This window comes from Herminiimonas arsenitoxidans (genome assembly GCF_900130075.1).
Taxonomy (GTDB): Bacteria; Pseudomonadota; Gammaproteobacteria; order Burkholderiales; family Burkholderiaceae_D; genus Oxalicibacterium; species Oxalicibacterium arsenitoxidans.
In genome coordinates this window covers 2353849-2380706 of sequence record NZ_LT671418.1, presented here as the reverse complement: position 1 = coordinate 2380706, position 26858 = coordinate 2353849, and the positions used below count along the sequence as shown (strand labels likewise).

General features: G+C 52.9%; 26 protein-coding genes. 15 read left to right on the top strand and 11 right to left on the bottom strand.

The window, feature by feature from the left end; all coding sequences use genetic code 11:
* The first annotated feature begins 21 nt into the window (after window positions 1–21).
* A complete protein-coding gene (locus BQ6873_RS11240; protein WP_076594086.1) occupies window positions 22–2166 on the top strand; it encodes a TonB-dependent siderophore receptor in 2145 nt (714 codons plus the stop codon).
* Between the two features lie 80 nt (window positions 2167–2246).
* Here BQ6873_RS11240 and BQ6873_RS11235 read toward each other — a convergent pair whose 3' ends face one another.
* Entirely contained in the window at window positions 2247–2771 is a 525-nt protein-coding gene (locus BQ6873_RS11235) for an AAA family ATPase (protein WP_076592720.1), read from the bottom strand.
* On the bottom strand, window positions 2771–3385 hold the full coding sequence (pnuC, locus tag BQ6873_RS11230) for a nicotinamide riboside transporter PnuC (RefSeq protein WP_076592719.1): 615 nt from the start codon (window positions 3383–3385) through the stop codon (window positions 2771–2773). Before pnuC ends, BQ6873_RS11235 begins: the two co-directional genes overlap by 1 nt.
* Before the next feature lie 145 nt (window positions 3386–3530).
* Here pnuC and BQ6873_RS11225 point away from each other — a divergent pair, with 145 nt between their 5' ends.
* Entirely contained in the window at window positions 3531–3749 is a 219-nt protein-coding gene (locus BQ6873_RS11225; RefSeq protein ID WP_076592718.1) for an oxidoreductase-like domain-containing protein, read from the top strand.
* Between the two features lie 17 nt (window positions 3750–3766).
* Here BQ6873_RS11225 and BQ6873_RS11220 read toward each other — a convergent pair whose 3' ends face one another.
* Window positions 3767–4612 (bottom strand): polysaccharide deacetylase family protein, encoded by an 846-nt coding sequence (locus tag BQ6873_RS11220; RefSeq protein ID WP_076594085.1) that lies wholly within the window; start codon window positions 4610–4612, stop codon window positions 3767–3769.
* Between the two features lie 322 nt (window positions 4613–4934).
* Here BQ6873_RS11220 and BQ6873_RS18045 point away from each other — a divergent pair, with 322 nt between their 5' ends.
* From BQ6873_RS18045 to BQ6873_RS11185, 8 genes are all read left to right on the top strand, one after another.
* Window positions 4935–5093 (top strand): hypothetical protein, encoded by a 159-nt coding sequence (locus BQ6873_RS18045; protein WP_157889155.1) that lies wholly within the window; start codon window positions 4935–4937, stop codon window positions 5091–5093.
* Between the two features lie 130 nt (window positions 5094–5223).
* Window positions 5224–5943, top strand: a complete 720-nt coding sequence (locus BQ6873_RS11215) for a CerR family C-terminal domain-containing protein (protein ID WP_157889218.1) — start codon at window positions 5224–5226, stop codon at window positions 5941–5943.
* 8 nt (window positions 5944–5951) lie between these two features.
* A complete protein-coding gene (locus tag BQ6873_RS11210) occupies window positions 5952–7403 on the top strand; it encodes an efflux transporter outer membrane subunit (RefSeq protein ID WP_076592716.1) in 1452 nt (483 codons plus the stop codon).
* Between the two features lie 32 nt (window positions 7404–7435).
* Window positions 7436–8626 carry an efflux RND transporter periplasmic adaptor subunit gene (locus BQ6873_RS11205; protein WP_076594084.1) on the top strand — a complete coding sequence of 397 codons (1191 nt, stop codon included), beginning with the start codon at window positions 7436–7438 and terminating at the stop codon, window positions 8624–8626.
* Between the two features lie 8 nt (window positions 8627–8634).
* Window positions 8635–11745 (top strand): efflux RND transporter permease subunit, encoded by a 3111-nt coding sequence (locus BQ6873_RS11200; RefSeq protein ID WP_076592715.1) that lies wholly within the window; start codon window positions 8635–8637, stop codon window positions 11743–11745.
* 40 nt (window positions 11746–11785) lie between these two features.
* On the top strand, window positions 11786–12142 hold the full coding sequence (locus BQ6873_RS11195; protein WP_076592714.1) for a glutaredoxin: 357 nt from the start codon (window positions 11786–11788) through the stop codon (window positions 12140–12142).
* Between the two features lie 13 nt (window positions 12143–12155).
* Window positions 12156–12905, top strand: coding sequence for a PIG-L deacetylase family protein (locus BQ6873_RS11190; RefSeq protein WP_083664541.1), 750 nt, complete (start codon window positions 12156–12158; stop codon window positions 12903–12905).
* Window positions 12906–12938: 33 nt separating this feature from the next.
* Window positions 12939–13169, top strand: a complete 231-nt coding sequence (locus BQ6873_RS11185; protein WP_076592712.1) for a hypothetical protein — start codon at window positions 12939–12941, stop codon at window positions 13167–13169.
* Between the two features lie 20 nt (window positions 13170–13189).
* Here BQ6873_RS11185 and BQ6873_RS11180 read toward each other — a convergent pair whose 3' ends face one another.
* Together BQ6873_RS11180 and BQ6873_RS11175 are read right to left on the bottom strand one after the other, a co-directional pair.
* Window positions 13190–13972, bottom strand: coding sequence for an AadA family aminoglycoside 3''-O-nucleotidyltransferase (locus BQ6873_RS11180; RefSeq protein WP_076592711.1), 783 nt, complete (start codon window positions 13970–13972; stop codon window positions 13190–13192).
* Window positions 13973–14010: 38 nt separating this feature from the next.
* On the bottom strand, window positions 14011–14523 hold the full coding sequence (locus tag BQ6873_RS11175) for a hypothetical protein (RefSeq protein ID WP_076592710.1): 513 nt from the start codon (window positions 14521–14523) through the stop codon (window positions 14011–14013).
* A 94-nt stretch (window positions 14524–14617) separates the two neighbouring features.
* Between BQ6873_RS11175 and BQ6873_RS11170 the strand changes: the two genes are divergently transcribed.
* Together BQ6873_RS11170 and BQ6873_RS11165 are read left to right on the top strand one after the other, a co-directional pair.
* A complete protein-coding gene (locus tag BQ6873_RS11170) occupies window positions 14618–14947 on the top strand; it encodes a putative quinol monooxygenase (RefSeq protein ID WP_076592709.1) in 330 nt (109 codons plus the stop codon).
* A gap of 210 nt (window positions 14948–15157) precedes the next feature.
* Window positions 15158–16258 carry an acyltransferase family protein gene (locus tag BQ6873_RS11165; protein ID WP_076592708.1) on the top strand — a complete coding sequence of 367 codons (1101 nt, stop codon included), beginning with the start codon at window positions 15158–15160 and terminating at the stop codon, window positions 16256–16258.
* A gap of 4 nt (window positions 16259–16262) precedes the next feature.
* Here the strand turns inward: BQ6873_RS11165 and BQ6873_RS11160 are convergent, their stop codons facing one another.
* From BQ6873_RS11160 to BQ6873_RS11140, 5 genes are all read right to left on the bottom strand, one after another.
* A complete protein-coding gene (locus BQ6873_RS11160; protein ID WP_231949324.1) occupies window positions 16263–17966 on the bottom strand; it encodes a phosphoethanolamine transferase in 1704 nt (567 codons plus the stop codon).
* Between the two features lie 123 nt (window positions 17967–18089).
* Window positions 18090–19361, bottom strand: a complete 1272-nt coding sequence (locus BQ6873_RS11155) for a sensor histidine kinase (protein ID WP_231949323.1) — start codon at window positions 19359–19361, stop codon at window positions 18090–18092.
* Window positions 19348–20031 (bottom strand): response regulator transcription factor, encoded by a 684-nt coding sequence (locus BQ6873_RS11150; RefSeq protein WP_076594081.1) that lies wholly within the window; start codon window positions 20029–20031, stop codon window positions 19348–19350. The genes BQ6873_RS11155 and BQ6873_RS11150 overlap by 14 nt, the downstream gene beginning before the upstream one ends.
* Before the next feature lie 89 nt (window positions 20032–20120).
* Window positions 20121–20324, bottom strand: coding sequence for a DUF1653 domain-containing protein (locus BQ6873_RS11145; protein WP_076592707.1), 204 nt, complete (start codon window positions 20322–20324; stop codon window positions 20121–20123).
* Between the two features lie 13 nt (window positions 20325–20337).
* Window positions 20338–20616: a hypothetical protein gene (locus tag BQ6873_RS11140; protein ID WP_076592706.1), complete on the bottom strand. Its 279-nt coding sequence runs from the start codon at window positions 20614–20616 to the stop codon at window positions 20338–20340.
* A 191-nt stretch (window positions 20617–20807) separates the two neighbouring features.
* On the opposite strand from BQ6873_RS11140, the gene BQ6873_RS11135 reads away from it, so the two are divergent.
* The 3 genes from BQ6873_RS11135 (at window position 20808) to BQ6873_RS11125 (ending at window position 23678) form a co-directional block, all read left to right on the top strand.
* On the top strand, window positions 20808–21566 hold the full coding sequence (locus tag BQ6873_RS11135) for a response regulator (RefSeq protein ID WP_083664451.1): 759 nt from the start codon (window positions 20808–20810) through the stop codon (window positions 21564–21566).
* Entirely contained in the window at window positions 21563–22642 is a 1080-nt protein-coding gene (locus BQ6873_RS11130) for an ATP-binding protein (RefSeq protein WP_076592705.1), read from the top strand. The genes BQ6873_RS11135 and BQ6873_RS11130 overlap by 4 nt, the downstream gene beginning before the upstream one ends.
* 136 nt (window positions 22643–22778) lie before the next feature.
* Window positions 22779–23678, top strand: a complete 900-nt coding sequence (locus BQ6873_RS11125) for an EF-hand domain-containing protein (RefSeq protein ID WP_076592704.1) — start codon at window positions 22779–22781, stop codon at window positions 23676–23678.
* A gap of 59 nt (window positions 23679–23737) precedes the next feature.
* On the opposite strand, the gene BQ6873_RS18355 is transcribed toward BQ6873_RS11125, so the two are convergent.
* Window positions 23738–26599: an autotransporter domain-containing protein gene (locus tag BQ6873_RS18355; RefSeq protein ID WP_076592703.1), complete on the bottom strand. Its 2862-nt coding sequence runs from the start codon at window positions 26597–26599 to the stop codon at window positions 23738–23740.
* Between the last annotated feature and the right edge of the window lie 259 nt (window positions 26600–26858).

Genomic DNA, 26858 nt, shown 5'->3' with positions numbered 1-26858 from the left:
ACGCGATTGATTGAACAAAACATGTCTGCATCACACTCCCGCCGTTCCCTGATTGCCCTGGCTGTTGCGCAAGCTTGTGCATTTGCGCCTGCTGCCATGGCTGAATCTTCCGAAAACGTTTTGCCTGAAGTTGTTGTGACTTCCGATTCGGCAAAAGATGGGATTGCGCGCAATGCGAGCATAGGTGGATTTTCGGAAGCGCCGCTGCGCGAGACGCCGGCATCCATTAGCGTCATCACGCGTGAACAGATGCAGGACCGCAGCATACGCACGGCGACCGACGCAGTGAAATACGATGCGAGCGTACAGAATTCCTATAACGCGGTTGGTTTGTCCGACTGGTTTGCGATACGCGGCTTTGTACTGGATCAGGGTTCCAGCTATCGCAAAGATGGCTTGGTCATACTCGCGCAATCGTCGATTCCGATGGAGAACAAGGAAAGCTTTGAAATCCTCAAGGGTTTGGCTGGCTTGCAGTCAGGCATAGCCTCGTCGGGTGGCGTCCTGAATTACGTGACCAAACGCCCTACCAACGAGCCTTTGCGCACGGTGACGCTCGAGGTGAGTGAGCGCGGCACGCGTTATGCAGCAGTCGATCTGGGCGGACGTTTTGAAGATCAGCGCTTTGGTTATCGCATCAATGCAGCCGTGGAAGATATACGTTCCTACGTGCGTGCTTCCAATGGTGACAGACGCTTCGTGTCCGGTGCCTTCGATTGGCGCATCAGCCCACGCGCCTTGCTGCAAGTCGATGTCGACTATCAGCATAAATCGCAATTGACGGTACCTGGCTTCCAGTTGCTTGGCTCTGACTTGCGCATTCCTACCGGCGTCAGCGGCAAGACGATGCTGAATGATCAACCGTGGAGCCGTCCGGTTACTGATGACACCAATAATCTGGGTGTGAAATTTGAATATGAGCTGAACGATAACTGGCGTACGACTTTGCAAGCCAACGCGTTTGCTTTGCGTAGAGATGATGCTGTTGCCTTGTCTGTTGGTTGCCCGGCAACTGGTTCGTTCTCTAATTATTGTGCGAATGGCGATTACGGCTTATACGATTTGCGTCGTGACAATGACAAGCGGACAGTGAATACCACGCAGGCTTTGTTGCAGGGTAGGTTCAACACCGGCACAGTCAAACATGAATTGACGACGGGCGTTTCGACATTGAATCGTCGTGACAGCTTTGCTGACTATTTGTTCGACTTCGTAGGTACCGGCAATATCTATAACCCGGTGTACTACAACTACACTTTGGGACCGACGAAACCAGTCAGCTTACGTCGCAAGGATGATGAGCGCTCAGTCTTCATGCAAGACATTCTGAGTTTGACGGATAAACTCAAATTGCACGCCGGTGTGCGTTACACGCAATTGAAGCGCGATCAGTTCAATGCCGGCGGCACCTTGCTGCGTCATACCGATGAAGGTTTTGCCTTGCCGAATGTGGCCTTGGTGTTTAGTCCGCAAGAGAACTGGTCTATCTATGGTTCTTATTCGGAAGGTCTGGATCCGGGTGGTGAAGTTCCTGATGGCGCGACCAATCAAGGCACGGTATTGGATCCGTCGCGCAGCCGACAATATGAGGTGGGCGTCAAGGCAGATATCAGCAGCAATGTCAGTGTCGCGGCCGCTTTGTTCCAGATCAAGCGCACCAATGAATACATCGATTCCAGCAATACCTATGTGGTAGCTGGCGATGCGATCCATCGTGGTGTAGAGCTGTCCGCACAAGGTCGTGTGACGCGCAATCTGATGATAGGTGCCAGCATGACGGCACTGCAGGCTACGGCAGAAAATACCGGCGATGCGCAGATCGAAGGCAAGCGCGTTGGTAATGTGCCTAAGCTCAAATCGGCGCTGTATATGGATTACGCATTACCGCAAATGCCTGCGTTGAAACTCAATGGCACCTGGATTTATTCGAGCAGCAAGGAATTTGTACCGAATCGCGATATTCGCACCGCTATCCCTGGTTACAGTGTGCTGAATCTGGGCGCACGTTATGCGACCAAGGTATCCGGCGTGAAGACAACTTTCCGCTTCGGTGTCGATAACGTCTTCAATAAATTCTATTGGGGCGATGCATCAAATGCCTTTGGTGGTTATCTGATTCCCGGTGCGCCGCGCGTATTTAGACTGTCAGCGCAGATGGATCTCTAATCACAGAGCTTTCATTGAGGTGCTGATGAATTCGCCACCACTAGAATCGGAAATCTAGCGGTGGCGTTTTTATTACGTGTCTACTTTTCTTCAGATAAATACTTAGTCACTTGCTGTACACGTTGTTCCACTGCTCCCGATACCAAGAGAAAAGAAATAGCTTCTGCAGCGAGCGTAGTCAGCAATAGTTTGTGTACAGCTTGCCGTACCGTATCTGATTCGCGCTGCAAGCCATCGGCGATCCAGGGAGTGCTTGGTTCTGTGACGATGGTGTAGTCATAGCGATGCGCGCGCACCAGATTTTCCAGTGCCGTGTCTATGCTGCCGAAATAGAATTGACTGTAGATGGCAGTCATCAGCGGAGTGGTATCGCAAAACAGTAATGTATTAGCTTCTCGCGCTGAGTCCTCTTCCCTTGTAAGCTGCGTACTGGCAATCAGGAATTGTTCAGACTCTTGTGGCGTACGCTGCTTCTCTTCCACAAACTCGCGTAGATATTCCGGCACCCAAACCGTGCGGTAATGCGCAGCCAATGTTGCAGCCAAGGTCGACTTGCCAGTTGATTCTGCGCCGAGTAGTGCAACGCGTAACGGTGACGTGTTCATTAATTAATGACTTCGGCAAATTGGTTTGCCAGGGATTTTTTCCAGGTGCGCAATCCGACGGCAGCCAGGACAACGAACAGGGAAAACAGCAAGGCAGTGAGATACAAATTCTTGTGTATGTACAAGCCGATGTAAATCAGATCGATGCCTATCCACACATGCCAGTTTTCCAGTTTTTTACGTGACAGCAAGAGTTGACCGACCAAACTACCCGAAGTCAGGAAGGCATCGATATGCGGCACGTCGGTATCAGTGAACAGGCGCAGGAAGGAAGCGATAGCGACAAAGCCGAACAGCCATGCGAGTCCTGAATATAGCCACCCTTTTGACGTGAGGCGCGACACTAGTACGCCATGATGCGAGACGCCGCCGAACAACCATTGATACCAGCCCCAGAGCGAGACGGCGATAAAGAAAAATTGCAGCGACATATCGCCATACAACTTGCTGTCGTAAAACACGACGGCATACAAGGCAGCTGATGTGATGGAGAATAGCCACGCCCACGGTGATTGGCGGATATTCAAGACCACCATGACAAGCGCGAGCGCGAACGATACGATCTCAAGAAGTGAGGTATGGACCAAACCGAAGAGCGTGAGTGGATCGTTCATGCAAGAGATGCGCGTGAGTTTTTATTGGTGCAGATGATGGCGCGGACGAAAGCGTATTTTGAACTGAGCATGAATACGCGCCGTATGCGACTCCGCAGTATATTAAAGAAAGCGACGCTTCGAACGTTATTTCTACTTTTTCAATATGCCTACAGCCAAGCATCCAGATGATGCACCGCCCGTTCCGCCAGTACGACCCGACAATGACGAATGCTGTCATAGCGGTTGCGAACCATGCATCTTCGACTTGTATGAACTTGAAATGGATCGTTATCGCCTTGCGTTGAAAGCGTGGGAGAAGCGTATGGAAGATGGTAAATCACGTAAAAAGATATCGCGTAAGGCAGCACTCAAACCAATGTGATTTGTATCGCATCTGCGTTAACGCCAAATCCATCCCCATAATCCTGGCAGCACTACCGGTTCTGATCCATCTTTTACCGTACGTGCCAGTGCGGCGCGTTCAAGTGCAGAGCGATCTTTGTAAAACGCTTGATCGCTGACGGGTATGTTCAATTCCTTGGCAACATCGAGCAATATTTGCAGATATTCATTCATGTGACGTGCGGTATAGGAATTGGTGTCGTGGAAGGTAACGACGATGGGAACGACACCATCGACGACGGGCAAGCTTCCTGCAACCATCTTGGCTCGCATAGCAGCGAGTTGATTGTGTAAATTGATACGCCTGCGTGGACTACCGTTGAAGCCCCATGTTTTGCCATCGTTGGCACTCAGATCTGTCAGCAGCATGTGCAAGCCGTGCGCTTGATATGCAGCAAACGTGCGCGTGTCATAACTCCAGTAAGGCGGTCTTACTAAAGTCGGAGCAGTGCCGGTGGCGTTGCGTATATCAGCGATACCATTTTCCAGCGAGGCGACGAAATCTTCCGGTGATAAAAAGCGATGATTGTTATGTCCAGAAGTCGCGGTATGAAAACCGATCAGATGACCTTCCGCATACTCACGCGGCAATAATTCACGTCCCGGTGAATGCAGTGTCGCGCCACGTGTCTGCACAAAGAACAGCGCCTTAATGCCTGGTTGTACCGGGTTGTGCGCCAGATCTTTCAGTATGGATTCAGTCGAATTCATATAGTTGGAAGAACTTGGGCCATCGTCGAAAGTCAGCAAAAAACGGACGGGGTGCGAAATCGGTTCGCTTATTGGGATGTTTGACGGCAATATCAGCGCACAACCGGACAATGCCAGACTGAAAAACAGCATTGCTCCTGCGAAGAATATTTTTTGGAAGCGTGCGTTGAAGTTGACGCTTATTTGCAAAATTTTTTTGCGGAGTGTACGAGTGGTGGTGGATGGCATGAGGGTGATGAATTGAGCGCGCTGAAATGACAGGGGCAAGCGTAACTGAAAGCTGCTTGGCAAGTTTGCTTTCCTGCTTTCTGAAAAACGAGATGACGTAGATAGACAACAGCTTGCCACGTAGGAATTTCCCCACAAGCAATCGGCATGAACACCTATAGTTTCCCCAGTTCATCTTCGATACATTACAAACTTATCGAAAGCTGCCTTGAGAACGGGAATCAATATGATCAACATAGCGAAAATCTTATCAACGACGGGCATGATCGTCGCCATGGGATGGTTTGCAATGAGGCCGGAGTTCGCTGCGGTGCTGGTTGGTATTTTGTCCTTATCCGTCTTCATGCTGACGTTTTTACCGATCACATCGGATAGTAAGCGCTAACTTATCTAAGGCGTAAAGTGCGCAATGCACACATCCTTGCCTTTCAAATAAGCAATATTTGACTGCATAAAAACACAATCAAACGATTTAGTTAAATCAAACGTTTGATTTATGTGTTCTAATGCTGGTCATGACTACTACCAGCAATAAACCTTCTCCCAAGCCGCAGCATCCTGTCGATTCCACCAATGTGGACGGCGAGGCGCGCAAGCAACGTTCCGATGGTGCCGAGGCGCGTACGCGCTTATTGCAGATGGCCTTGCGTTTGTTCGCTGACAAAGGTTTCAGCAAAACCTCCACTCGTGAAATCGCGCAAGCAGCCGGCGTCAATATCGCATCGATTAAATATTATTTTGGCGACAAGGCAGGTTTGTATCGCGCCGTGTTTACCGAACCTATGGGCACTTCGTGTGATTACATCCCGGTCAATTCAGACACGTTCACGCTGCATGAATCGCTGGCCGAGTTCTTCAAAAATTTTCTGGAGCCCTTGAAGCAAAGCGATTTGGTGCAACTATGTGTGCGTCTGCATTTCCGCGAAATGCTGGAACCAACCGGTTTGTGGGAAGAAGAGATAGGCAGCAATATCAAACCTTCCCACGATGCATTGGTGGCCATACTGATGCGTCATCTGGATGTGGCAGAAGAAGATGATGAAATACACCGCTTGGTGTTTTCCATCGTCGGCATGGCTGTGCATCTGATGATTGCGCACGACGTGATCGATACCATACGACCGAGCCTGATCAAGGCGCCGGCAGCAATTGATCAATGGGCGGAGCAACTGACTGCTTACGCAGAAGCGATGGTCGCAGTTGAGGCAACACGCCGCCGCTCTCTCATTCAATAGAAAAAATCATGAAACGAATTCAGCTACTCGCGTATGCGAGCCTGCCGTTCTGGCTCGCCGGTTGTGCTTTGACTGCACCACCGGAAACAGTCTCGGTGCAACCGCCTAACAAATGGTTTGCGCCATTGCCAACTACACCAACCGTTGATAAGAGCGTGGAAAATTTGCCGCATGGTGGCACGTTAACCGACTTGTCCAAATGGTGGGAACAGCAGAACGATCCTGTGCTGGTGGAGTTGATTCAGTCGGCGGAAACAGTCAGCCCGACGGTGGCAACTGCGGTCTCGCGCATAGAGCAATCGCGTGCGACCAGCGTGTCAACCGGTGCGGTACTGGGGCCGAAACTGGATGTCACAGCGAGTTCGCAGCGTAGCAATATGCAAGCGCCGCTACCGCTCGGCACTACTACGCAGGCAGCGCTGCAACCTTCGTGGGAAATCGATGTGTTCGGCGCTAATCGTGCGACCAGTCGTGCTGCGCAAGCACGCTTGCAAGGTGCGCAAGCGAACTGGCATGACGCGCGTGTCTCGGTTGCGGCAGAAGTGGCGAATCGTTATTACAGCCTGCGTACCTGCAACAAACTAGAGATCGTGACACGTGCGGATGCAGATTCGCGTGCTGAAACGGCACGTCTGTCGGAGTTGAGTGCGAAGGCAGGTTTCCAGGCGCCAGCGACTGCCGCTTTGGCGCGCGCCAGTGCAGCAGAAGGTAATGGCCGTGCGACACAGCAGAGCGCTTTGTGCGATCTGGACGTCAAGGCCTTGGTATATCTGACGGCCATGGATGAGCCAACGTTGCGCAACAAGTTGGCAAACAGCAGCGCGCCGCCAGTATCGGTGACCTTGCTGAATATAGACAGCTTGCCGGCACAAACCTTGTCGCAACGTCCGGACATCTTTATCGCCGAACGTGAAGTCGCGGCAGCCAGTGCAGAAGTCGGCAGCGCGCAGGCGCAACGTTATCCGCGCCTTAGTTTGAGCGGTTCCATCGGCGCTGGCAGTTTCCGCTCCGCCGGTACGACTACCAATATGAATACATGGTCGGTCGGCCCTTTGTCATTGTCACTGCCTATTTTTGATGGCGGTACCCGCGTGGCAAATATCGATGCAGCAAAAGCACGTTACGAAGAAGCCGTCGTCAATTACCGCGCCAGTGTGCGACAAGCCGTGCGTGAAGTCGAAGAAGCACTGGTGAATCTGCAAAGCACTGCTTCACGCAGTGAAGATGCACGCGTCGCAGTGGAAGGCTATCGCGCATCGTTCAACGGTACACAAAGCCTGTATCAAAACGGTTTGGCCAGCTTGATCGATCTGGAAGATTTGCGTCGCACGCGTCTGGCCGCCGAACTGAATGCCGCTACGCTGGAACGCGAACGCATGTCCGCCTGGATTGCGCTATACCGTGCCGCTGGCGGCGGTTGGGTCAATCCGCAAAGTACAGCTGCAACGGCAACTAAATAAAACCATCCTGAATCTGAATGACGGACGCAAACATGAAACGTTTCAACAAAAAAACCATCGTTATCGCTGTGGTCGCCGTGCTGGCGCTGGCCGCGATTGTGATCGTAATGAGCAGCGGCAAATCCGAGGCCGCCAAGAAGAAAGACGATACCGGCCCTAAACCGGCGCTGGCCGTGACGACTGCGCAACCATCGCAGGCACACTTACCTATCTACTTGACCGCCAACGGCACTGTAACCGCATGGCAGGAAGCCATCATAGGCAGTGAATCGAATGGTTTGCAATTGATGGAAGTGCGCGTCAATGTTGGTGACGTCGTCAAGCGCGGCCAAGTGCTGGCAACCTTCTCGGTTGCTTCAGTGAAGGCCGATGTGGCACAGGCACGCGCCAGTCTGATGGAAGCAGAAGCCAATGCCGCCGATGCGAAAAATAATGCAGAGCGCGCACGCACGTTGGAGACAACTGGCGCTTTAAGCACACAGCAGATCAATCAATATCTGACCACGGAACAAACTGCCAAGGCGAAAGCGGAAGCAGCAAAAGCTGCATTGGAAGTACGTATCGTGCGCTTGAATCAAACACAAGTGCTGGCACCGGATGACGGCGTGATTTCTGCACGTAGTGCAACAGTAGGCGCGGTTGTGAGCGCAGGTACCGAATTGTTTCGCATGATCCGTCAGGGCCGTTTGGAATGGCGCGCTGAAGTGACTTCGGCCGAGTTGGGGCGTTTGGCAACGGGTACGCCGGCCTTGATCACGGCGGCCAATGGTACGCAAGTCAAAGGCAAGGTACGCATGATCGCACCTACTGTGGACGCGCAAAATCGCGCGGCGCTGGTGTATGTCGATCTGGCACCGACAGCAGCGAAGATCGCACCAGTGCGTGCCGGTATGTTTGCTACTGGCCAATTTGATCTCGGTGTTTCCACTGCGGTGACCGTGCCGCAGCAGGCCATCGTGATTCGTGATGGCTTCAGTTATGTCTTCCGTGTGAATGCGGATAGCCGCGTGACACAAACAAAAGTTCAACCGGGGCGTCGTCTGGCTGACAGGATTGAAATCGTATCCGGTATCCCGGCAGATGCGGTGCTGGTGGCGAATGGTGCTGGCTTCCTCAACGATGGCGATCTGGTGAAAGTCGTACCAGCGACACCACCGGTTGCCGCAGGCAGTGCATCGCAAGATGCGGGCACGCCTGTGCGCGCTACCGCTGCGACTAAATAGGAGTAAGCGTGAATTTTTCCTCGCTATCCATCAAGAACCCGATCCCGGCCATCATGCTGTTTGCATTGCTGGCCTTGGGCGGCTTGCTCGCGTTCAAGTCGAACGCGGTGCAGGATTTCCCTGATATTGAATTGCCTATCGTCACCGTCTCTGCTTCCCTGCCCGGCGCTGCGCCGGCGCAGTTGGAAACCGAGGTGGCGCGCAAGATAGAGAACTCAGTCGCCACGCTGCAAGGCATCAAGAATATTTATACCAAGGTACTCGACGGTGCAGTCACCGTGACGGTGGAGTTTGTACTTGAAAAAAATATCTCGGATGCTGTCAATGATGTGCGTGATGCGGTAGCGCTGATACGTGCTGACTTGCCGGCTGATTTGCGTGATCCATCGGTGACCAAGGTATCGACCGCAGGCCGCGTGATCCTGACCTTTACCGCAGCGGCCGCACCGGGCAGTCAGCTCGATGAACAGGAACTGAGCTGGTTCGTCGACAACACAGTGTCCAAACGTCTGCTCGCAGTGCCGGGCGTCGGTTCGGTCAAGCGTGTCGGTGGCGTGACGCGTGAAGTAAGAGTTGAACTTGATCCAGCCAAGATGGCGGCCTTGAATGTGGCCGCTGTCGATGTGTCGCGTCGTTTGCGTTTGGTACAGCAGGAAGCACCGGGCGGTCGTGGCGATGTCAGTGGTGCAGAACAAGCAGTGCGCACTATCGCGACGGTGAAGACTGCGGCTGAGTTGTCTAAGCTGGATATTCCGCTGGCCGATGGTCATCACATCCGACTCGATCAAGTTGCCAATGTGACCGATACCATTGCGGAACGACGTTCGTCGGCTTCACAAGACGGCCACACAGTTGTCGGCTTTGAAGTATTCCGCACCAAGGGTGCGAGCGAATTGGCGGTCGCCAATGGCACCAAGGCAGCAGTAGAGGAATTGCAGAAAAACAATCGCAATATCATCTTCAAGGAAGCGATAGATAACGCCGAGCCGGTCAAGGAAAATTTCGAAGGTTCGATGGAGTTGTTGTACGAAGGCGCGATTCTCGCGGTGCTGGTGGTGTGGTGGTTCTTGCGCGACTGGCGCGCCACACTAGTCGCATCAGCGGCCTTGCCTTTATCGGTGATTCCTACCTTCCTCGGCTTGAGCTATTTCGGTTACACGCTCAATACGGTGACCCTGCTCTCGCTGGCACTGGTGGTCGGGGTGCTGGTCGATGATGCGATTGTGGAGATTGAAAATATCTCGCGCCATCTGAATATGGGCAAGACGCCGATGCAAGCTGCGATGGAAGCTGCCGATGAAATTGGTATGGCCGTGATCGCGACCACCTTTGCACTGGTTGCCGTGTTCTTGCCGACTGCATTCATGGCCGGTATTCCGGGTTTGTTCTTCAAGCAGTTCGGCTGGACTGCGGTGTTAGCGGTGTTGGCATCCTTGGTCGTCGCGCGTTTACTCACACCTATGATGGCGGCGTATATCCTGAAGCCGGTCAAGCATCATGTAGAAAAAGATAGCTGGATGATGCAGCGCTACTTGATCATCATGCGTTGGTGTTTGACGCATCGTCTGACGACGGCCATCGCTTCCGGCGTGTTCTTTGTCGGTTCCATCTTGCTGGTACCTTTGTTGCCGACCGGTTTTGTACCGCCGGCAGATCGTGGTCAGACGCAAATCAATATCGAGTTGCCACCGGGCAGTACGTTGGCAGAAACAACCGCTGTGGCAGAACGAGTGCGTCTTGCAGTCTCGCAGGATAAAAACATCAAGAGCGTTTTCAGTTCTATCGGTGGTGGTTCCAGCGGTGATGCATTTGCGCCAGGTGCTTCTGCTGAAGCACGTCGTGCGGTGCTGACGCTGACGACCACGCATCGTAACGACAGGCACGAATCGATGTCGGATATTGAAACCAAGATACGCGCCAACATCGCGGATATCCCTGGTGCACGTTTCAACGTTGGACCGCCGGATACCGGCGTCAAGATGCAACTGGTATTGCGCAGTGAAGATCCACTCGCATTGTCGGAGGCAGCACAAAAAGTTGAACGTGAATTGCGTGGCCTGAAAGGTATAGGCAATGTCACTTCCAGTGCATCGCTGGTGCGTCCTGAAATCATCGTGCGTCCCGATACTGCGCGTGCGGCTGATCTTGGCGTGACAACCTCTAGCATGGGCGAAACCGTACGTGTTGCCACTGCCGGTGACTACGATATGAATTTGCCCAAGCTGAATTTGTCCGAGCGCCAGGTGCCTATACGTATCAAGCTGCCAGACAATATGCGCGCCGATCTGGCTGCAATTGAACGTCTGACGGTGCCGGGTAAAAATGGCCCGGTGATGTTGGGCAATGTCGCGTCTGTATATATGGATAGTGGCCCGGCGCAAATCGATCGTTTAAATCGCAGCCGCAACGTGACGTTGGATGTGGAACTGGGTTCGCGTTCATTAGGTGAATTGAATACCGAAGCACGCGCCCTGCCATCGATGCGGAATCTGCCGCCAGCGGTAAAGATCGCTGAACTGGGTGATGCGCAAGAGATGCAGGCGCTGTTTAACAGCTTCGGTCTGGCGATGTTGATTGGTGTCTTGTGTATCTACTGCGTGCTGGTCTTGTTGTTCAAAGACTTCATGCAACCGATCACGATTTTGGCTGCTTTGCCTTTGTCCATCGGAGGTGCTTTCGTCGCACTATTGCTGACGGGCCGCGCCTTGTCGATGCCATCGATGATCGGTTTGATCATGTTGATGGGCATCGTGACGAAGAACTCAATCTTGCTGGTCGACTATGCAATTCTGGCGCGTCAGCAAGGGATGAATCGCTACGATGCCTTGGTTGACGCCTGTCATAAACGTAGTCGTCCGATTATCATGACGACGATTGCGATGGGTGCCGGCATGTTGCCATTGGCGCTGGGCTGGGGCGCTGATCCTAGTTTCCGTTCGCCGATGGCGATCACGGTGATCGGCGGCTTGATAACCTCGACCTTGCTGAGTTTGCTGGTGGTGCCTGCGGTGTTTACCTATATTGATGATCTGGAACATTGGGTCAAGCGCATGATGCGCAAGGCACGTGGCATCAAGGAAGAACCTCTAACGCCACCGCAAATAGCGTTGGAAAAATAATGGCAGATATTTGCTGCTGATCAAAAATTCAAGGAGCATCATGACTCGCCCTGTTTTATCTTCTGACAAATTGTCGCCGGATGTCACTCATTACATCGCCGCTTATCATCAAAAAACTGTCAACGAAGTAGCCCATGCCATCGCAACTAATAAAGTTGTGGTGGTTGGCATGGGACTCAATCCTTTCGTTAAAAAAGCGCGTACTGCCTTGTCGGACGCCGGTGTCAATTTCCAGTATCTGGAATACGGTAATTACTTTTCAATGTGGAAGCCGCGTCTGGCAATCAAGATGTGGAGTGGCTGGCCTACGTTTCCGCAAGTGTTCGTCGATGGCAAATTGATAGGTGGTTACAAGGAAACAGTCGCGGCATTGAAGGCCGGCACCATAGTCAAGTGATAAAGGTGCGATGATGTTTTCATCATTACAAACATCGGCTAAAGGCGTGCCACTGAATCTGCATCAGTTGTCGTTGTCATCGCCACTCACACTGGTGATACTGGCACCGCATCCGGATGACTTTGATGCGATCGCTATTACCTTGCGCTACTTTCATCAACGTGGCGATACGATACATCTGGCGGTATTGACGACAGGTGCAAGTGGCGTCGAAGATGGTTTTGCCAATGCACATACGAATGATGAAAAAGCTGTTCTGCGCGAAGCTGAACAAGTTGCAAGTTGTGCATTCTTCGGCTTGCCGTCGGAGCGTATTAGCTTCTTGCGTTTGCCGCCGGATGAAAAAGGTAATCCACGTCTGGATGTTGCGAATCAGGAAATCATTCGTGATTACTTATCGCAACGTCAACCCGATCTAGTGTTTATGCCACACGGGAACGACAGCAATATCACGCATCAACGCACGTATGCCTTGTTCCGCGCAGTTGCTTTGGCAGAAAAATTGTCAATATGGGCGGTGCTGAATCAGGATGCAAAAACCGTCGCGATGCGTACGGATCTCTACACACCGTTTGACGCTGACAGCGCGGCATGGAAAGCAGAATTGTTGCGCTTGCATCGCTCGCAACATCAGCGTAATTTGAATACGCGCGGACAAGGATTTGATGAACGCGTGCTGGCCGTCAATCGTAAAACCGGACGTGAGCTCGATGCAGAATATGCCGAGGCTTTCGAACTGGAGCGATACGGCTCAGATGATTAATGAATAAAAAAGAATTAGTACGAAGGAATTGAAATGGTTTGCGATCACAAGAAAGTGCTGGATTTAGAGAAGGCCGGCAACTGGGAAGAAGCACACGCATTGGTGCAAGTGCATTCGGATGAACTGTCCTGCCAGATACATGGCTATCTGCATCGGGTGGAAGGCGATCTCGGTAACGCGCGTTACTGGTATGGTCGCGGCAATAGTTCATTACCGAAAAATACACTGGAAGAAGAGTTCGCGCGTTTGTACGGCAAACTCTGAGATTGATGCATTTGCACTAGTCAGGCACGCTGAATCATAGTCTTGACGTAGTGTACATACGGACTCATCCGCTCTGTGTCGTCAGCCAATTCGTCGGCTGCACCATGCAGGTAAGCGGCCTGTGCTTTTGCCAGTACTGGTCGGTACTCTTCCGGCAAGCGCTCAAGCGCCCATGCGGCGGCGATATCCTTAGGCGCGATTTTCCCCGTAGAGACACTGAACCAGATGCGTGCAAGAGCCAGCACGACAGTTTGCTCGTCGCCTTGCCAGTCTGATGCTTCATTCCATTGCGCGATGGTGTCAGACAGTGCCTTTGCAAAATCTTCTCTGGGGACTGGATCGAAGAATTCAGTTGCGGGGATGCCCATCAAGCAGACACTGTGCTGTCTCGCTTTTGTCAGCAAGATCGCAAGGTCATGGTCCAGCATGGCTGGTTCGATAATGCCGGCTTGCAGTTCTTCGCGCAGCCATTCACCGAATTGAAGTTCGCGCCGCGCCGGGTAACGCCAAGGTATAACTTCTTCCCGGGCGATAACCGTCACTTCGAGTGGGCGATATGATGTGCTGCTTCCTGGCCATGCAGAGACCGTCAACAGCTCCATCATCAGCGAGCGTCGGGTCGATTCGGTTGGTGGAGTACTGACCGTGACCAGCAAGTCTATATCGCTATGCGGCTTGAGTCCGCCATCGATGGCGGAACCAAACAAGTGTATGGCTTGCAAGCTTCCTGCCAGATGGTGTTCCAGTATGGCGCGCGTATTTGACAGTTGCTGGGTGATTTCGACAGGTGGTGTTGTGTTCATGGAGAGATATCTTAGCAGGCTACCCAAGCCGTGAAAACTCAACGCGGCTTGCGGTATTCGGCTTCTATCCAGTCAGCCGCACTGCTACGTGTCAGCTTGAAGTTCGCGGCGACGCGCACTTCGGCAAGTTGATCGCCGGCTTCATCTTGCGCAGCTAATAAAGCGTAGGGATCATCTTCGTCCGGCACGATGTCCAGGGTGACGGTAATGCTGGCGTTGGCGGTATTGACGGTCACGCTTTTGTGCAGATCTGCATGCAATTGCTGTTCATGGCGGCGCAAGACTTCTGACGCAGTCTTGACCAGCGTATGGAAGGCCGGTGTGTCCAACGGCTTGGGATTCTTCTTGTCGCGTCCCATGGTCCACGGACCGACCAGAGCGGGTTCGGATTCACCATCCTTGATCATCGCGACGGCCCAGCCTTCATCGTCTTCATTCTTGATGACGCGTGCGGTCCAGCCATTGTCGCGCCATAAGCGTGCTTCGTGTATGGCGCTGTCTTGATCCGCTTCGTTAGTGTCAGGGGCGTTGGGTGTGTCGATATTGCTCATGGGGCATCTGCATTCATTTAATCAGGCTGTGTATCATAATTGCATTTGCCGCCACGCCGCTGATGCGTGTTTATAAATACATGAGAAAGAAATAATGGTTAAACAAGATTTGGTCTTTTATGTGCAATTACATATCAAACCGGAATACGTGCAAGAGTGGAAAACAGCTGTCACTGCTTTGATAGAGCAGATGGCAAAAGAAGAGGCATTCGTCAGTTGTACGCTGCATCAGGATGTACAGGATGAAAACCTTTACACGTTGTATGAGAGATGGAGCGAAGCTTCGGTTGAAACCTTCATGGCGAACCAGGTGACAGCAACAACTTATCGCCAAGCGTATGAAGAACGCCTGCCGACATGGCTACAGACACCGAGAACAGCATCGGTCGTGCGTTATGTACAAGAATGGCGCAGCAGCAAATAGTACCCAGGTTAAATAGCAGCCTCACTGCATCGACATCATCGTTCTTGATTGAGGTCAATTCTATTTCGACCGTCAAACGGATTTGCTACTTGCAGTATTGTTTTGCAGGCACTTAAGTCTGCAAACTGGTGCGAGTGCGTGTAGACTTGCGCCCGGCGCTCATCCCATGAGACGGGCGCGTCAAGATTACATTCCACCAAGTCAGAATCCATGTCCACTGCTTCAAGAATGCCTTGCGTCGATGCGCTCAAGGCGGTTGCCTGTTTGTTGATTGTTTTGCATCACCTCGCGTTTTACGGTCCGATGTCCGATATTGCGTATCCACTGATGCCGACCGTGATCGATCTGTTTTATCAATATGGCCGGATGGCAGTGCAGGCTTTCTTTGTGATTGCAGGATTCTTGTTGGCCGCAAAATTTGCACCGGATGGCGCTACTTCTCTGACGCATCCGATCAGAGCAATTTATCAACGTTATTTGCGTCTGGTGATTCCTTATCTGGTGGCGCTGGTATTTGCGATTCTGTGCGCGGCGCTGGCACGCGAGTGGATGACCAGCGATTCGATCCCGGATGCACCTAGTCTCGCGCAGTTGTTGCCGCACATTTTCTTGTTACAGGATTTGATGGATCAGGAAGCCTTGTCTGCCGGCGTCTGGTATGTGGCGATTGATTTGCAACTGTTCGCCGTTGCAGCCATGTTGTTATGGCTGGGCGGAAAAGTTGAAGTGCATTATCCGAAGCTGCGCATCATCGGTCCTTTGTTCATTGCACTGCTGACCTTTGCGTCCCTGTTTGTCTTCAACCGGAATACAGGATTGGATGAAACCGCCTTGTACTTTTTCGGCTCGTATGGCTTGGGTACCTTGGCGTACTGGGCGTCGCGTCGCCCGCTGGGCATGATGTGGTTGGCGGCTTTGGGTCTGGTGGTGGTCGCGGCACTGTTGTTTGATTTCCGCGGACGCATACTGGTGGCAGGTTGCGTGATGCTGATGCTGGGTGTTGCACGTCAGTTGGGTGTATTGGAACGCTGGCAGATGCCTGGCTTTTTGACTTACCTCGGACGTATCTCATACTCAGTCTTCCTGATTCACTTTCCTTTGTGCATGATCGTGAATGCAGTGTTCTTCCATTTCTTCCCGCAAGAACCTATTGTGAACGTCATCGGCATGCTGATCGCTTTATGCGTCAGCATTATCGGTGGAGCATTATTGTTCAAATGGGTGGAAGACAGACCAAGCAACAAGCGCCGTTTGCTGGCGCCGACGGGTTTGCTGGTGAGCGGCATGCTAGTCGCCCACCAGATGAACTAAGACTTTATGAGCGGCATTCTGCGCTGATATCCAGCGACTTATCGTAATACTTGGATTCGATCTGCAGCATACCGAGGATGGAGTGGAACAGATTATCCTGACTGACTGGGTTGGCGGCACGTTTTGCCAGGCAGTCTTTATTCAGATGGAAGCTGTTGGCAAAACCTTGTGACAGCCACATCACCATAGGGATTTGTGTTTGCTCTTTAGGCGCGATCGAGTACGGCAAGCCGTGCAGATAAATGCCGTGTTCGCCCAACGATTCACCATGGTCAGACAGATACAGCATCGCGGTATCGTAAGTCGTTTGTGTCTTCAGATAAGCGATGGTTTTCGCCAGGAAGTGATCGGTGTACAGCACGCCATTGTCATACGCATTGACGATCTGTTCGCGTGAACATTTGCTCAGATCGGATGTATCGCAAGTCGGCGTAAAGGTGCGCATAGACGCTGGATAACGACGGTAATAAGCCGGACCGTGATTGCCCAGTTGATGCATGACGATGAATAGATTGCCGTTCTTCGCTTTATGTATTTCGCCATCCATGTTTTCCAACATGATCTCATCGAGACAGCGCTCGCCGTCACACAAGGCAGGATTTTTACTATTACCTAACTGCTGTTCTTCAAGACCGTCGCATACACCTTTGCAACCGGCCTGGTTATCTCGCCATATTGTTTTGACGCCGACATGATCGATGATGTGCAGCAGCGATTCGTGACCGCGTATCTTTGCTTCGTCGTAGTTACGTCGTCCGTAGATAGAGAACATGCACGGAACCGACACTTCGGTATTGGTACCGCATGAAGTCGCATGCGGGAAGTTCATTACATCCAGCTTGCTTAACTCCGGTGTGGTTTGGTGTTCGTAACCGTTCAAGCCCCAGTTCGCGGCGCGTGTCGTTTCACCCACTACTAATATAAAGAGCATGGGTTTGGTACGTTGGCCCCAAGTTGCTGCCATCTTCGCGTCTTCGCTGATTTTGACGCGTGGCGTGTTGGCGTGTGCGGTATCGGCGACTACGACGCGCACTAGCGAGTATAGATAATTGCTGGGCGTGATCAGGTAGCGGACTTCCTTCTGATTGCGCATCAGCGAGGAAAAATCCTGATAAACCAGCATGGTGGAGCCAGCCGTAACGGCGAGTGCACCAATGATATACAGCAGACGAACCGGGATAGCACGATACCAGGATGTCGTTTTCAAACGCAGCTTCCATAGCAGTAGTATCGGCAGCACGGCGAATACGAGCATATGTATACAGAAGCTCAGCGAGAACAGTTCACTGGCTTCCTTGACGTCGGTACGCAGGATATTTCTCACCATGTCCGAATCGAAGAACACGGTGTACTTGTTCATGTAATACGTTGCCGCGGCCGTGACGAGGAACAGCACGGTAAGTACCGGTTTGGCAGTCCAGCGATTCAGCAGGAAGAGCAACGCTGCAGATTGCAATGCCGTGATCGCAACGAAGATTGCACCGGCAAAAAGCCAGGAGTCGAATTGCGCCCAATTGCGTCCAGCCACTGCTGCTGAAAAGAACAAATAATTGGATGTCAGCGAAAAGAACAGGCTGGCCAGTATGGTGAGCCGTTCGGTACTGATGGCGGGAAGACGATTTACGATATGGAGAAAGCGGCTGCTGCCGCGTGCTTCAAGTACTGCGCCGGTGCTTCCGGTTGCTTGCGATGTTTTCAAGACGGACACCGACCTCAGAATAGACAAACCAATACGCTATCGCCTATGCCGTTAAGGGCGCGTTAATGTTATTGAAATGTCTCTCATTGCGAGGTCAATGACGATCATGCGGCTTGCTTGACCGTTGTTATCTCAGAGAGGAACGTGCCGATGTTCGATATGAGCATTGGCTGGGAAGGCCAGAATAAAACGACTGCCACCGCCGGCCGGGCTTTCATATTGAATCTTCCAACCGAGATGATCTGCTACCCGTTTAACAATTGCCAGGCCGAGGCCGGAGCCAACATGATGGTTCTCGCTGCCACGTACGAAGCGCTCGAACAGGCGGGTGCGCACATTGTCCGGAATGCCAGGCCCGTTATCTTCAATTGTTAATTGTTGCGTTGTTAGCTGTACCTTGACGGTGCCTTCTTCCGTGTACTGGCAGGCGTTGCGGAGCAGATTGCCGATCGCGATCCCGGCCAGCTCTGCACGTGCATAGACCCAGACATCGCTGGATGCATGGAACTCAATTTGTACCGGCTTGCCGAGCAAGAGTTGGCGGCAGCGCTCAATTTCGCGTTCGATCAAATGTGTGAGCGAGAGTTGCGAGCCGCCCAGGGTATCCGGTGATTGCGACAGCATGAGCAAGGCACTGACGCGCTCGGATGCTTCGGCCGCGACGCGACGTATGCGTTCGGCCACTGCCAATTGATCTGGCGATTGTGCCAACTGCACTTTTAATAATTCGGATGCGCCGAGGATGATGGTCAGTGGTGTGCGCAACTCATGGCTGACATCGCCGGTAAACAATTTTTCATCGGCGAGAAATTGTTGCAACTGATCGGTACGTTTGGTGAAGGCACGTGCCAGCATGCCGACTTCATTTTGTGTATTGAGCGAAGGCAGTGTGGATGGCATGTCGTTATGTTCTACCGACGTGGCCAATGCAGTCAGCGGAGCAATAACGTGTTTGGCAAATGTACGGCCGAGGCCGACCGCCAGCAGGAGGCTGGCAATAAAGCCGGCGGCGATGGCAAAGAAAATCAGTAATTCAGTGCGCTCGAAATCACTGGTGTCGTCGGCAATGACAAAGTGTTGATCGTTGGCCATGCGCACGACGACATGCATTTCTGAGCCTTCGATTTCAATCTCATGAATGCCAGGCGGCAGCTTGCGCAGAGTTTCCGGGATTTCCACGCCAACGTAAAAACTGATGTCGGGTGGTAGTTCCAGCGTGCGATGATTGACGTATTGGCCAATCAGATTGGTCGCCAGCTTATCGAGATTTTTATCGATCAGCTTGGATTCCATCAATTCGACCGCGGTGTATGCGGCCAGCGAAAAGAAACTGCACAGCACAAAGGCCAGCAGGATAAAAGCACCGGCAATACGGTTCTTTAGCGATTGACTAGGTTTCATCATGGTCGATCAGGCGATAACCGCTGCCTGGCAATGTACGCAACATTGGTTTCACAAAAGGTCTATCCATCGCATGGCGCAAGGCATGGATGTGCGTGCGCAGCGCGTCGCTATCGGGCGGATCGTCGCCCCATATTTCACGTAATAATTCTTCGCGCGTGATCAGCGCTGGTGCTTTACGCATCAGCGATTCCAGCAATTTGTAGCCGGTTGGCGTCAGCGTGAGTTTGTGGCCGGCGCGTTTGGCTTCGCAACGACTGAGGTCGTAGCGCAATTCGCCGAATTCCAGAATATGTTCGACGTTCTCATTGCGGGCGCGGCGTACCAGCGCTTTCAGTCTGGCTTCCAGCTCAACCAGTGAAAAAGGTTTAACCAGATAATCGTCAGCACCGACTTCGAAGCCAGTCAGCTTGTCTTTGACGGTATCGCGTGCGGTCAGGATCAGGATGGGTGTGGCGAGGCGATGCTCTTTGCGCAGTTGGCGGCAGACTTCGATGCCGTCTATGCCCGGTAACTCTAGATCCAGCACGATTACATCGTAGTGCGCACTGGTGGCACGCGTGACGCCAGCCGAGCCGCTCAAGGCGACATCCAGCGTATAGCCTAGCGGCTCCAGGAATCCGTACAGATTGGCGACGATATCCGGATTATCTTCGATGATCAGTGCGTACACGTTTTCTTCTCTTCGGTCAGCTGGTTGAAAATCGGATTGCGTATGCGGTGATTGTAACGCGCAGCGCATGCAATCACGCATGCGCTATTTCAGCTAGCAGATTCTTCTATAGGCACAAAGCGTTGTACGGTTTGCCCTTGGTGCTCAAACTTTTCAAAGAACACGCTTTCCGGCCGCGTCCAGAATGAACCATCCGCGGCGGTGTACACAATCATCACGATGCTGGGATCGGATTCCAGTTTGGCGGCGCAAACAAAATCGTAGATGCCGCCTTTGTAGTGTCTGAATTGCATGATGACCTCTTGCTTACATTCTGACGATCCAGCTAGCCACGACCAGTACTACGCCGATATTGATAGGAATATTGATGCCGGGCTGTGTACGACCGTATGCCTTCCTGGCATTGGATACCGCAAAGCCGCCCCACACCAGCAGATTGCCGCCGCCGCGCAGCCAGTCGACTTCATTCACGCCGGTAACTAATTGATATGCACCCATCACGGCAAAGTAGATGCAGAGCACGGTGAGTGTCAGCCGAACCTTCTTTTGCGCCAACAGTTCGTCTAGCGATTTTCCTGAAAACATAGAGACTCCATTTGTAGAGCCGCTATTGTAAGGGAGTAAGGCGACCGAGACAGCTTTAATCCAGTGTTGCATCTACACTCATTTGCGACGATATCGGCGCAAGCAAACTGGCAAGCCGCATGGCCTTGTGAGATTATCTGCTCAATTGGTGCGCGGCAATATGTCGGCATAACGGAAGATGGAACGCAATAATGAGTGATGTAAAAAGCGATACGAAGAGTGATGCAAAGATGGATACGACGAGCGTCTTGATCGTCGATGACGATGAAGAAATCCGTCATTTGCTGGCGAATTACCTGGCCGATTTTTCCATTCGGGCGCATGGCGTGGCTGATGGTGAGGCGATGCGCGAGGCCATGGCAACGATGCACTTCGATGCCATCATTCTCGATCTGATGTTGCCGGGCGAGGATGGTTTGTCACTCTGTCGGCAGTTACGCACAACGACTGATATTCCGATCATTATTCTGACCGCACGCGGTGAATCGACGGATCGTGTGGTCGGATTGGAGCTGGGCGCTGACGATTATGTGATGAAGCCTTTTGACCCGCGTGAACTGGTTGCACGTATACACACCATTCTGCGTCGTACCAAGGATGGCAAGAAGCGTGGTCAGACTGCCGACGACAATACCGAGCTATGGCATTTTGAAGGCTGGACCATCAATCGTCTGGCACGTCAGTTGGTCACGCCGCAGCGCATGGTCGTACCGCTCTCCAATGCAGAATTTCGTCTGTTGTCTGTTTTTATCGAACGTCCCTACCGCGTCTTGAGTCGGGATCAATTGATGGATGCGGCGCGTGGCCAGAACGCGACGGCATTCGATCGCAGCATTGATTTGCTCGTTTCGCGCCTGCGACAAAAGCTGGAAGAAGATCCGAAAGACCCGAAATTCCTCAAAACGATACGCGGCGAAGGCTATATGTTCGATGCCAAGGTCGTGCGATGAAACTGATTCCAAACACCATTTTCGCTCGGCTGTTTGCGTTGGTGGTGATGGCGCTGGTGGTCAGCCACGTCATGACATTTGTCTTGCTCTTCAAATTCTTTGATCGCGATTTTCCACCAGGGCCACCACCGCACATGCGGGCGCATGCCGGGCAAATGGCAGAGCCGGATGGATTCATGCGTCGCCCTCCGCCTCCTATGTGGGAAATCGGCGGTTACACCTTCCGACCGCTGCCGCCGGGTTTGTGGATAGGCTTGATCGTTCAGTTCATTACGCTGACGGCGACGGCCTGGTTTGGTGCGCGCTTCCTAGCGCGTCCCATGCAGCAAGTCGCACATGCGTCGGCGCAGCTGGCGAAAAATCTGTACAGCGTACCGATGAAAGAACAAGGGCCGGATGAAGCGCGCCAGACGGCACGCGTGTTCAATGACATGCAACACAAGGTGCGCGGGCAGATTGAAGAGCGCGAACGTTTTGTCGCCGCCGTGTCGCATGATCTACGTACGCCGCTTACGCGCATGAAGTTGCGCATCGAGAATTTGTCCGAGAATTATGCCAAACAAAAACTGCGCGATGACATTGGCGAGATGGCCGATATGCTGGATGCGACGCTGGATTATTTACGTGAGCGAGTGTCAACCGAGCCTTTGCAATTGCTCGATGTGCAGTCTCTGATCGAAGTCATCGCCGAAGATGCTGGCGCCAATGGCGACAAGGTCAGCATGTCGGGTACGGCAGAACCTCTGTTCACGCGACCGATAGCTTTGCGTCGCTGCCTCAGCAATTTAGTGGAAAACGCTTTGCGCTACGGACAGGAAGCGGTGATCACGCTGCGTGATACGCAAGAGACGCTGGTGATAGAAGTGCAAGATCGCGGTCCGGGAATTCCACCGGACAAGATGGCCGCAGTATTCGAACCTTTCGTACGGCTAGATCCTTCTCGCAACAAGGCTTATGGCGGTGTGGGTTTGGGACTATCCATCGCGCGTGAAGCCGCAATTCAATGTGATGGTCGCCTCACCTTGCGTAATGCGCCGGAAGGCGGCTTGATTGCCAGTATTGCCATCACACGCTAGCCCTTTTGTTGCAAATATGCCGAATGTATCAATCTCGATACAAAGTACACATGCCGCGGATACATTGCGCTGACATCCTGAGATCGCCTGCATAGAGATAGGGTCTCTGCCGGCGTCAATCAATGGGAGAAAAAACATGGCAATCGGCGGAGTGAGCAGCAGCACATCATGGACCGTACAGCGTCCGGACGCGACCAAGATAGCGAACGATTTGTTCGCCAAGGTCGATACCAAAAATCAGGGTTATATCGACAAGGCTGCGTTGCAATCGGCGCTGGAGCAAGTCTCGGCAGATGGCAGCTCGACCTCTACCGATGTCGATCAATTCCTCAGCAAGATAGACACCGACAGCGACGGCAAGATCACCAAGCAGGAGCTGACGGATGGCGTCAAGCAATTGGCTGATCAACTGGATGCGCAATTCGATAGTTCGCGCGTTGCACGTGCAGGAGCCGGTGAGCCGCCACCAGCGCCACCATCGATAGATGATATTTTCTCCAGTCTGGATACCAAGAATCAGGGTTATCTCGACAAGGAATCGCTGCAAGCCGCCTTCGATAAAAACTCTACCGATACCGAAGCCAATACGGCCAAGGTGGAAGAAATTTTCAAAGCGCTGGATACCGACGGTGATAACAAAATCACTAAGGAAGAACTGGCCGCTGGTATCGATCAGTTGGGTGGGCCAAATGGTGCGGCAAGTGCCGCCAGCGGTAGCGGCGCAACGGAGCAAGCAGCGGGTGCACCACCAGCTCCACCAGCAGGCGGCGGTGGCGGTGGTAGTTCAGCCGGAAGCAGCACCACGAAAACCTACGAAGCAGCCGATACCAATCAAGACGGCACCGTCAGCTTGCAGGAACTGGTTGCCTATCAATTGAGCGAAGCTTCTAAAACTGCCAGCAGCGAAACTGACAAGAAAACCAGCATGGACGCCGTGATGAAAATCATGACGCAACTGGCACAGACCTACGGCAAGTTCGATCAAGATATTGCCAACTCAAGCAGCAGCGTTAACGTCATTTCCGAAACAGCTTGATGCAATACATAGTCTGAATGCGTGAGCAGTAATCAACATTCACGCATTCAGACTTATTTTTACCAGCGACTGCGTATTCCCACCAACAGCGCCACATTGCTCTGTCTGCTGTTGTACTCGCCCTGAACATCAGCGAAGAGAGACAGATTGCTGTTGCTGTTGCTGTTTTTGCTGATATTGCTGCTGATTCCCAAACCAGCAATCACACTATTGCGCGGCAGCTTCACCCCAGAAACCAGGAAAGACGGTGCTGCCGATCCGGCAAACTGCATCGTCATCGGTGCATTCGCATCGCCAAACTCATGTCCCCATGCTAACCGTGGTTCCAGTTTTACTTGTCCGACTTCAAATTGTGCTTTCGCACCGAACAGCGTCTTCACCGAATTAGTCGTCTGTCCCGCCACCTGCAGATTCAAGGCACCGGCACCTTGTTCAGTAAAACCATCAGTCTTGCTACGGCTTAAAGACAAAGCCGCCAAAGGTTGCAACATCCAACTCTGCATCTGAATATCGTAGGTCGCTTCACCATAGACAGAAGCTGTATTGCCATCAAAGGCAGAGGTAGCCGTACGCGTCAACGCACCAACTGCGATTTGTCTTGCCATATTGCTGCTGTTAAAAGCAAAGTTGGCAGAACCATTGAAGTTCCACGGTCCTGTCTTGTAACTCGCATAAGCAGCAATCGCACGATCACGCGAACGACCGGTATCGTTACTATCGAAACGTAAACTGGATTTACCGAAGGTGCCGGCCACACCCACAACCAAACCTTCGCTGACTTCAGTATCGAAACCCACACTCAAGCCATTACTGCGTACCGTACTAGCGACACCATTGCCATCACTGCTGGTCGATTGATAATTGCCGTAACCGCGTAACCAGAAACCGCGACCGTAGTTGTTCACAGAAGAATCAGCTGATGCACCCAAACCGGTGAGGCCAGAGGAAGTGCGTGATGAAGATTGCGATGCAGTAGAACTCGAAGAAAACAAATCATAGACATGATCATTGCCACTCAACTGCACTGGTGACTCGAAGGCAGTGGCAGAAGAGCTATTACCACTGACTGCCGCCAGACGCGCGCGCATTTGACTACCGACGCCGGCAGAAAAACCGGCACCGGCACGACTCATCGCACTCAGACTGGCACCGCTCATCGCGTCATAACTGGCACGTGCTTGTTCAGCGGATAGGCCTGTTACTGCAGTCATGACGTTAGCCAGATCGCCGGTCGCACCGCTCATGCTTTGCAAAGAAGTGGACGTTGCAATTTGATTAGGTGTGACGGCGACGCTACTGTAGCTGGTGCTATTACGTGTCAGGGTCAGGCGGACATTGTCGGAGACGAGCTCATAAGTCAGCGTCGGTATCAGGAAGGCCAGATTGGATGTGACGCTGGTAAAGGTGCCGCTCAGTCCACCCGTTGCATGGAGGATGGTGTAAGTCGTATTGGCCGCATAAGTGCCGGCGCTGGCTTGAATGTCCAGGGTGCCGTTGAGGTTGGCTGTGCCGGTGACATTGGTGCGGTCATTGTTGCCGGCAGCATCAACTTCGACGCGGTAAATCGAACCAGATGCAAAATTCAGATTGCCTGCAACGTTGAGTGTGCCTATCGAATTACCCGGTGCCAGCACGCCGCCTGATGCAATGGTGGTATTGCCCACCGTACCGGTGCCGCCCAGTGTGCCACCGTTGTTGACATTGGCGGTTGATGTGATGGCACCGTTGACTGACAAGATGCCGGCGTTGATGCTGGTAGTACCACCGTAGGTGTTGGTGCCAGTGAGAATCAGATTGCCGATGCCGTCTTTGATCAGACTGCCCGTGCCTGAAATGACACCTGTGACGCTCAGGATGTTGCCGTTGGTGTTCATGGTGGCGTTGCCGTTCATAATGACATCGCCCACGGCCAAACCGCTGTTGCCCGCCACGATGCTGGCGGTAGCGCCGCTGTTGATACCTATTGCACCGTTAAGTACTGAGTGGGTTTGCAGCGTGAGACTGTTGCTGCCGCCGGTGAAGGTGATGGCATTGGCTTGGGTATTGCCAGAGGTAGCGAAACCGCCGCTGATGGTACCCGCATTAGTGATGGACATGTCGCGGCCTATGATGCCGACACCGCCTTGACTTCCAACACCATTGAAGACACCACCTGCCGCGCCGCCTTCACCGTTGCCGCCGTTGCTGCTGTAAAAGCCTTGGCCGCCGACGGCGTCGAAGCCAGATAAGCCGCCGGTAATGGTGCCATTGTTAATAAAATTGATCAGACCTGCTGGCGCGAATACACCGGCGCCGCCGCCGCCGCCGCCGCCGCCGCGGTTGATGTCGACGAAGTTCATGCCGTAACCACCGGTGCCGCCCTTGATGGTGCTATTGTTCGTGAAATTGGTCAGCCCTGTCGCGGCGACGACACCGGCCCCACCGCCGCCGCCGCCGCCGTCGGCGTATCCGTCGCCCAAGCCGCCAGCGCCGCCGCGACCGCCAGTGATCGCGCTAGCGTTAGTGCTCTCGTCAATTGCCATGAGCACACCAGTAGCGCCGCCACCGCCACCGCCACCGCCACCTCCCATGACGATGGTGTCGCTGCCGCCGCTGCCGCCCAAGCCGCCGCTGCCGCCGCTGCCGCCGCCCGAGCCACCGTTGCCGTTGCCTCCCTGTCCTCCCAATCCGGTCGTGCTGTCACCCGCTGTCCAGCCGTACGTCTTATCGTCCTGAGTTGAATAACCGCCGCCATAACCGCCATCTCCACCCGCCAGGGCTGCTGTACTACCCAGCAGCAAGGCCAGTGCTACGGCACTTCTACCCACGAACGTCGTTGTGCGGCTGCCGCCGCTGCGCTTGCCGCGTGCACGCGCAATTTCTGACACGGCCACCCAGATGCCGAGGGTGGGATTCCAGAGGCTGCGGTAGCTGATGTTCATTAAAGGCCTGAGCGTGAGATAAGAGTTGCTGAATTCTAGGTCAGCTCCATTCTTTGCGCATACGACTAAAGTCGTAGATCAGGCTGAATGTGAAAGATATTTCCTGTTTTGGTCGATAAACACGACAAGATGGCAGCAATGGGCCATTGATTTACTGCTGGCATGGCATGCGATTCGAGAAGTATGGGAAGAATGGCGAAGTAAGGAAAATGCTGAAAATGTCGTAGTCGGCGCTGAGAACAGAGCAGTTTTGTAGAAC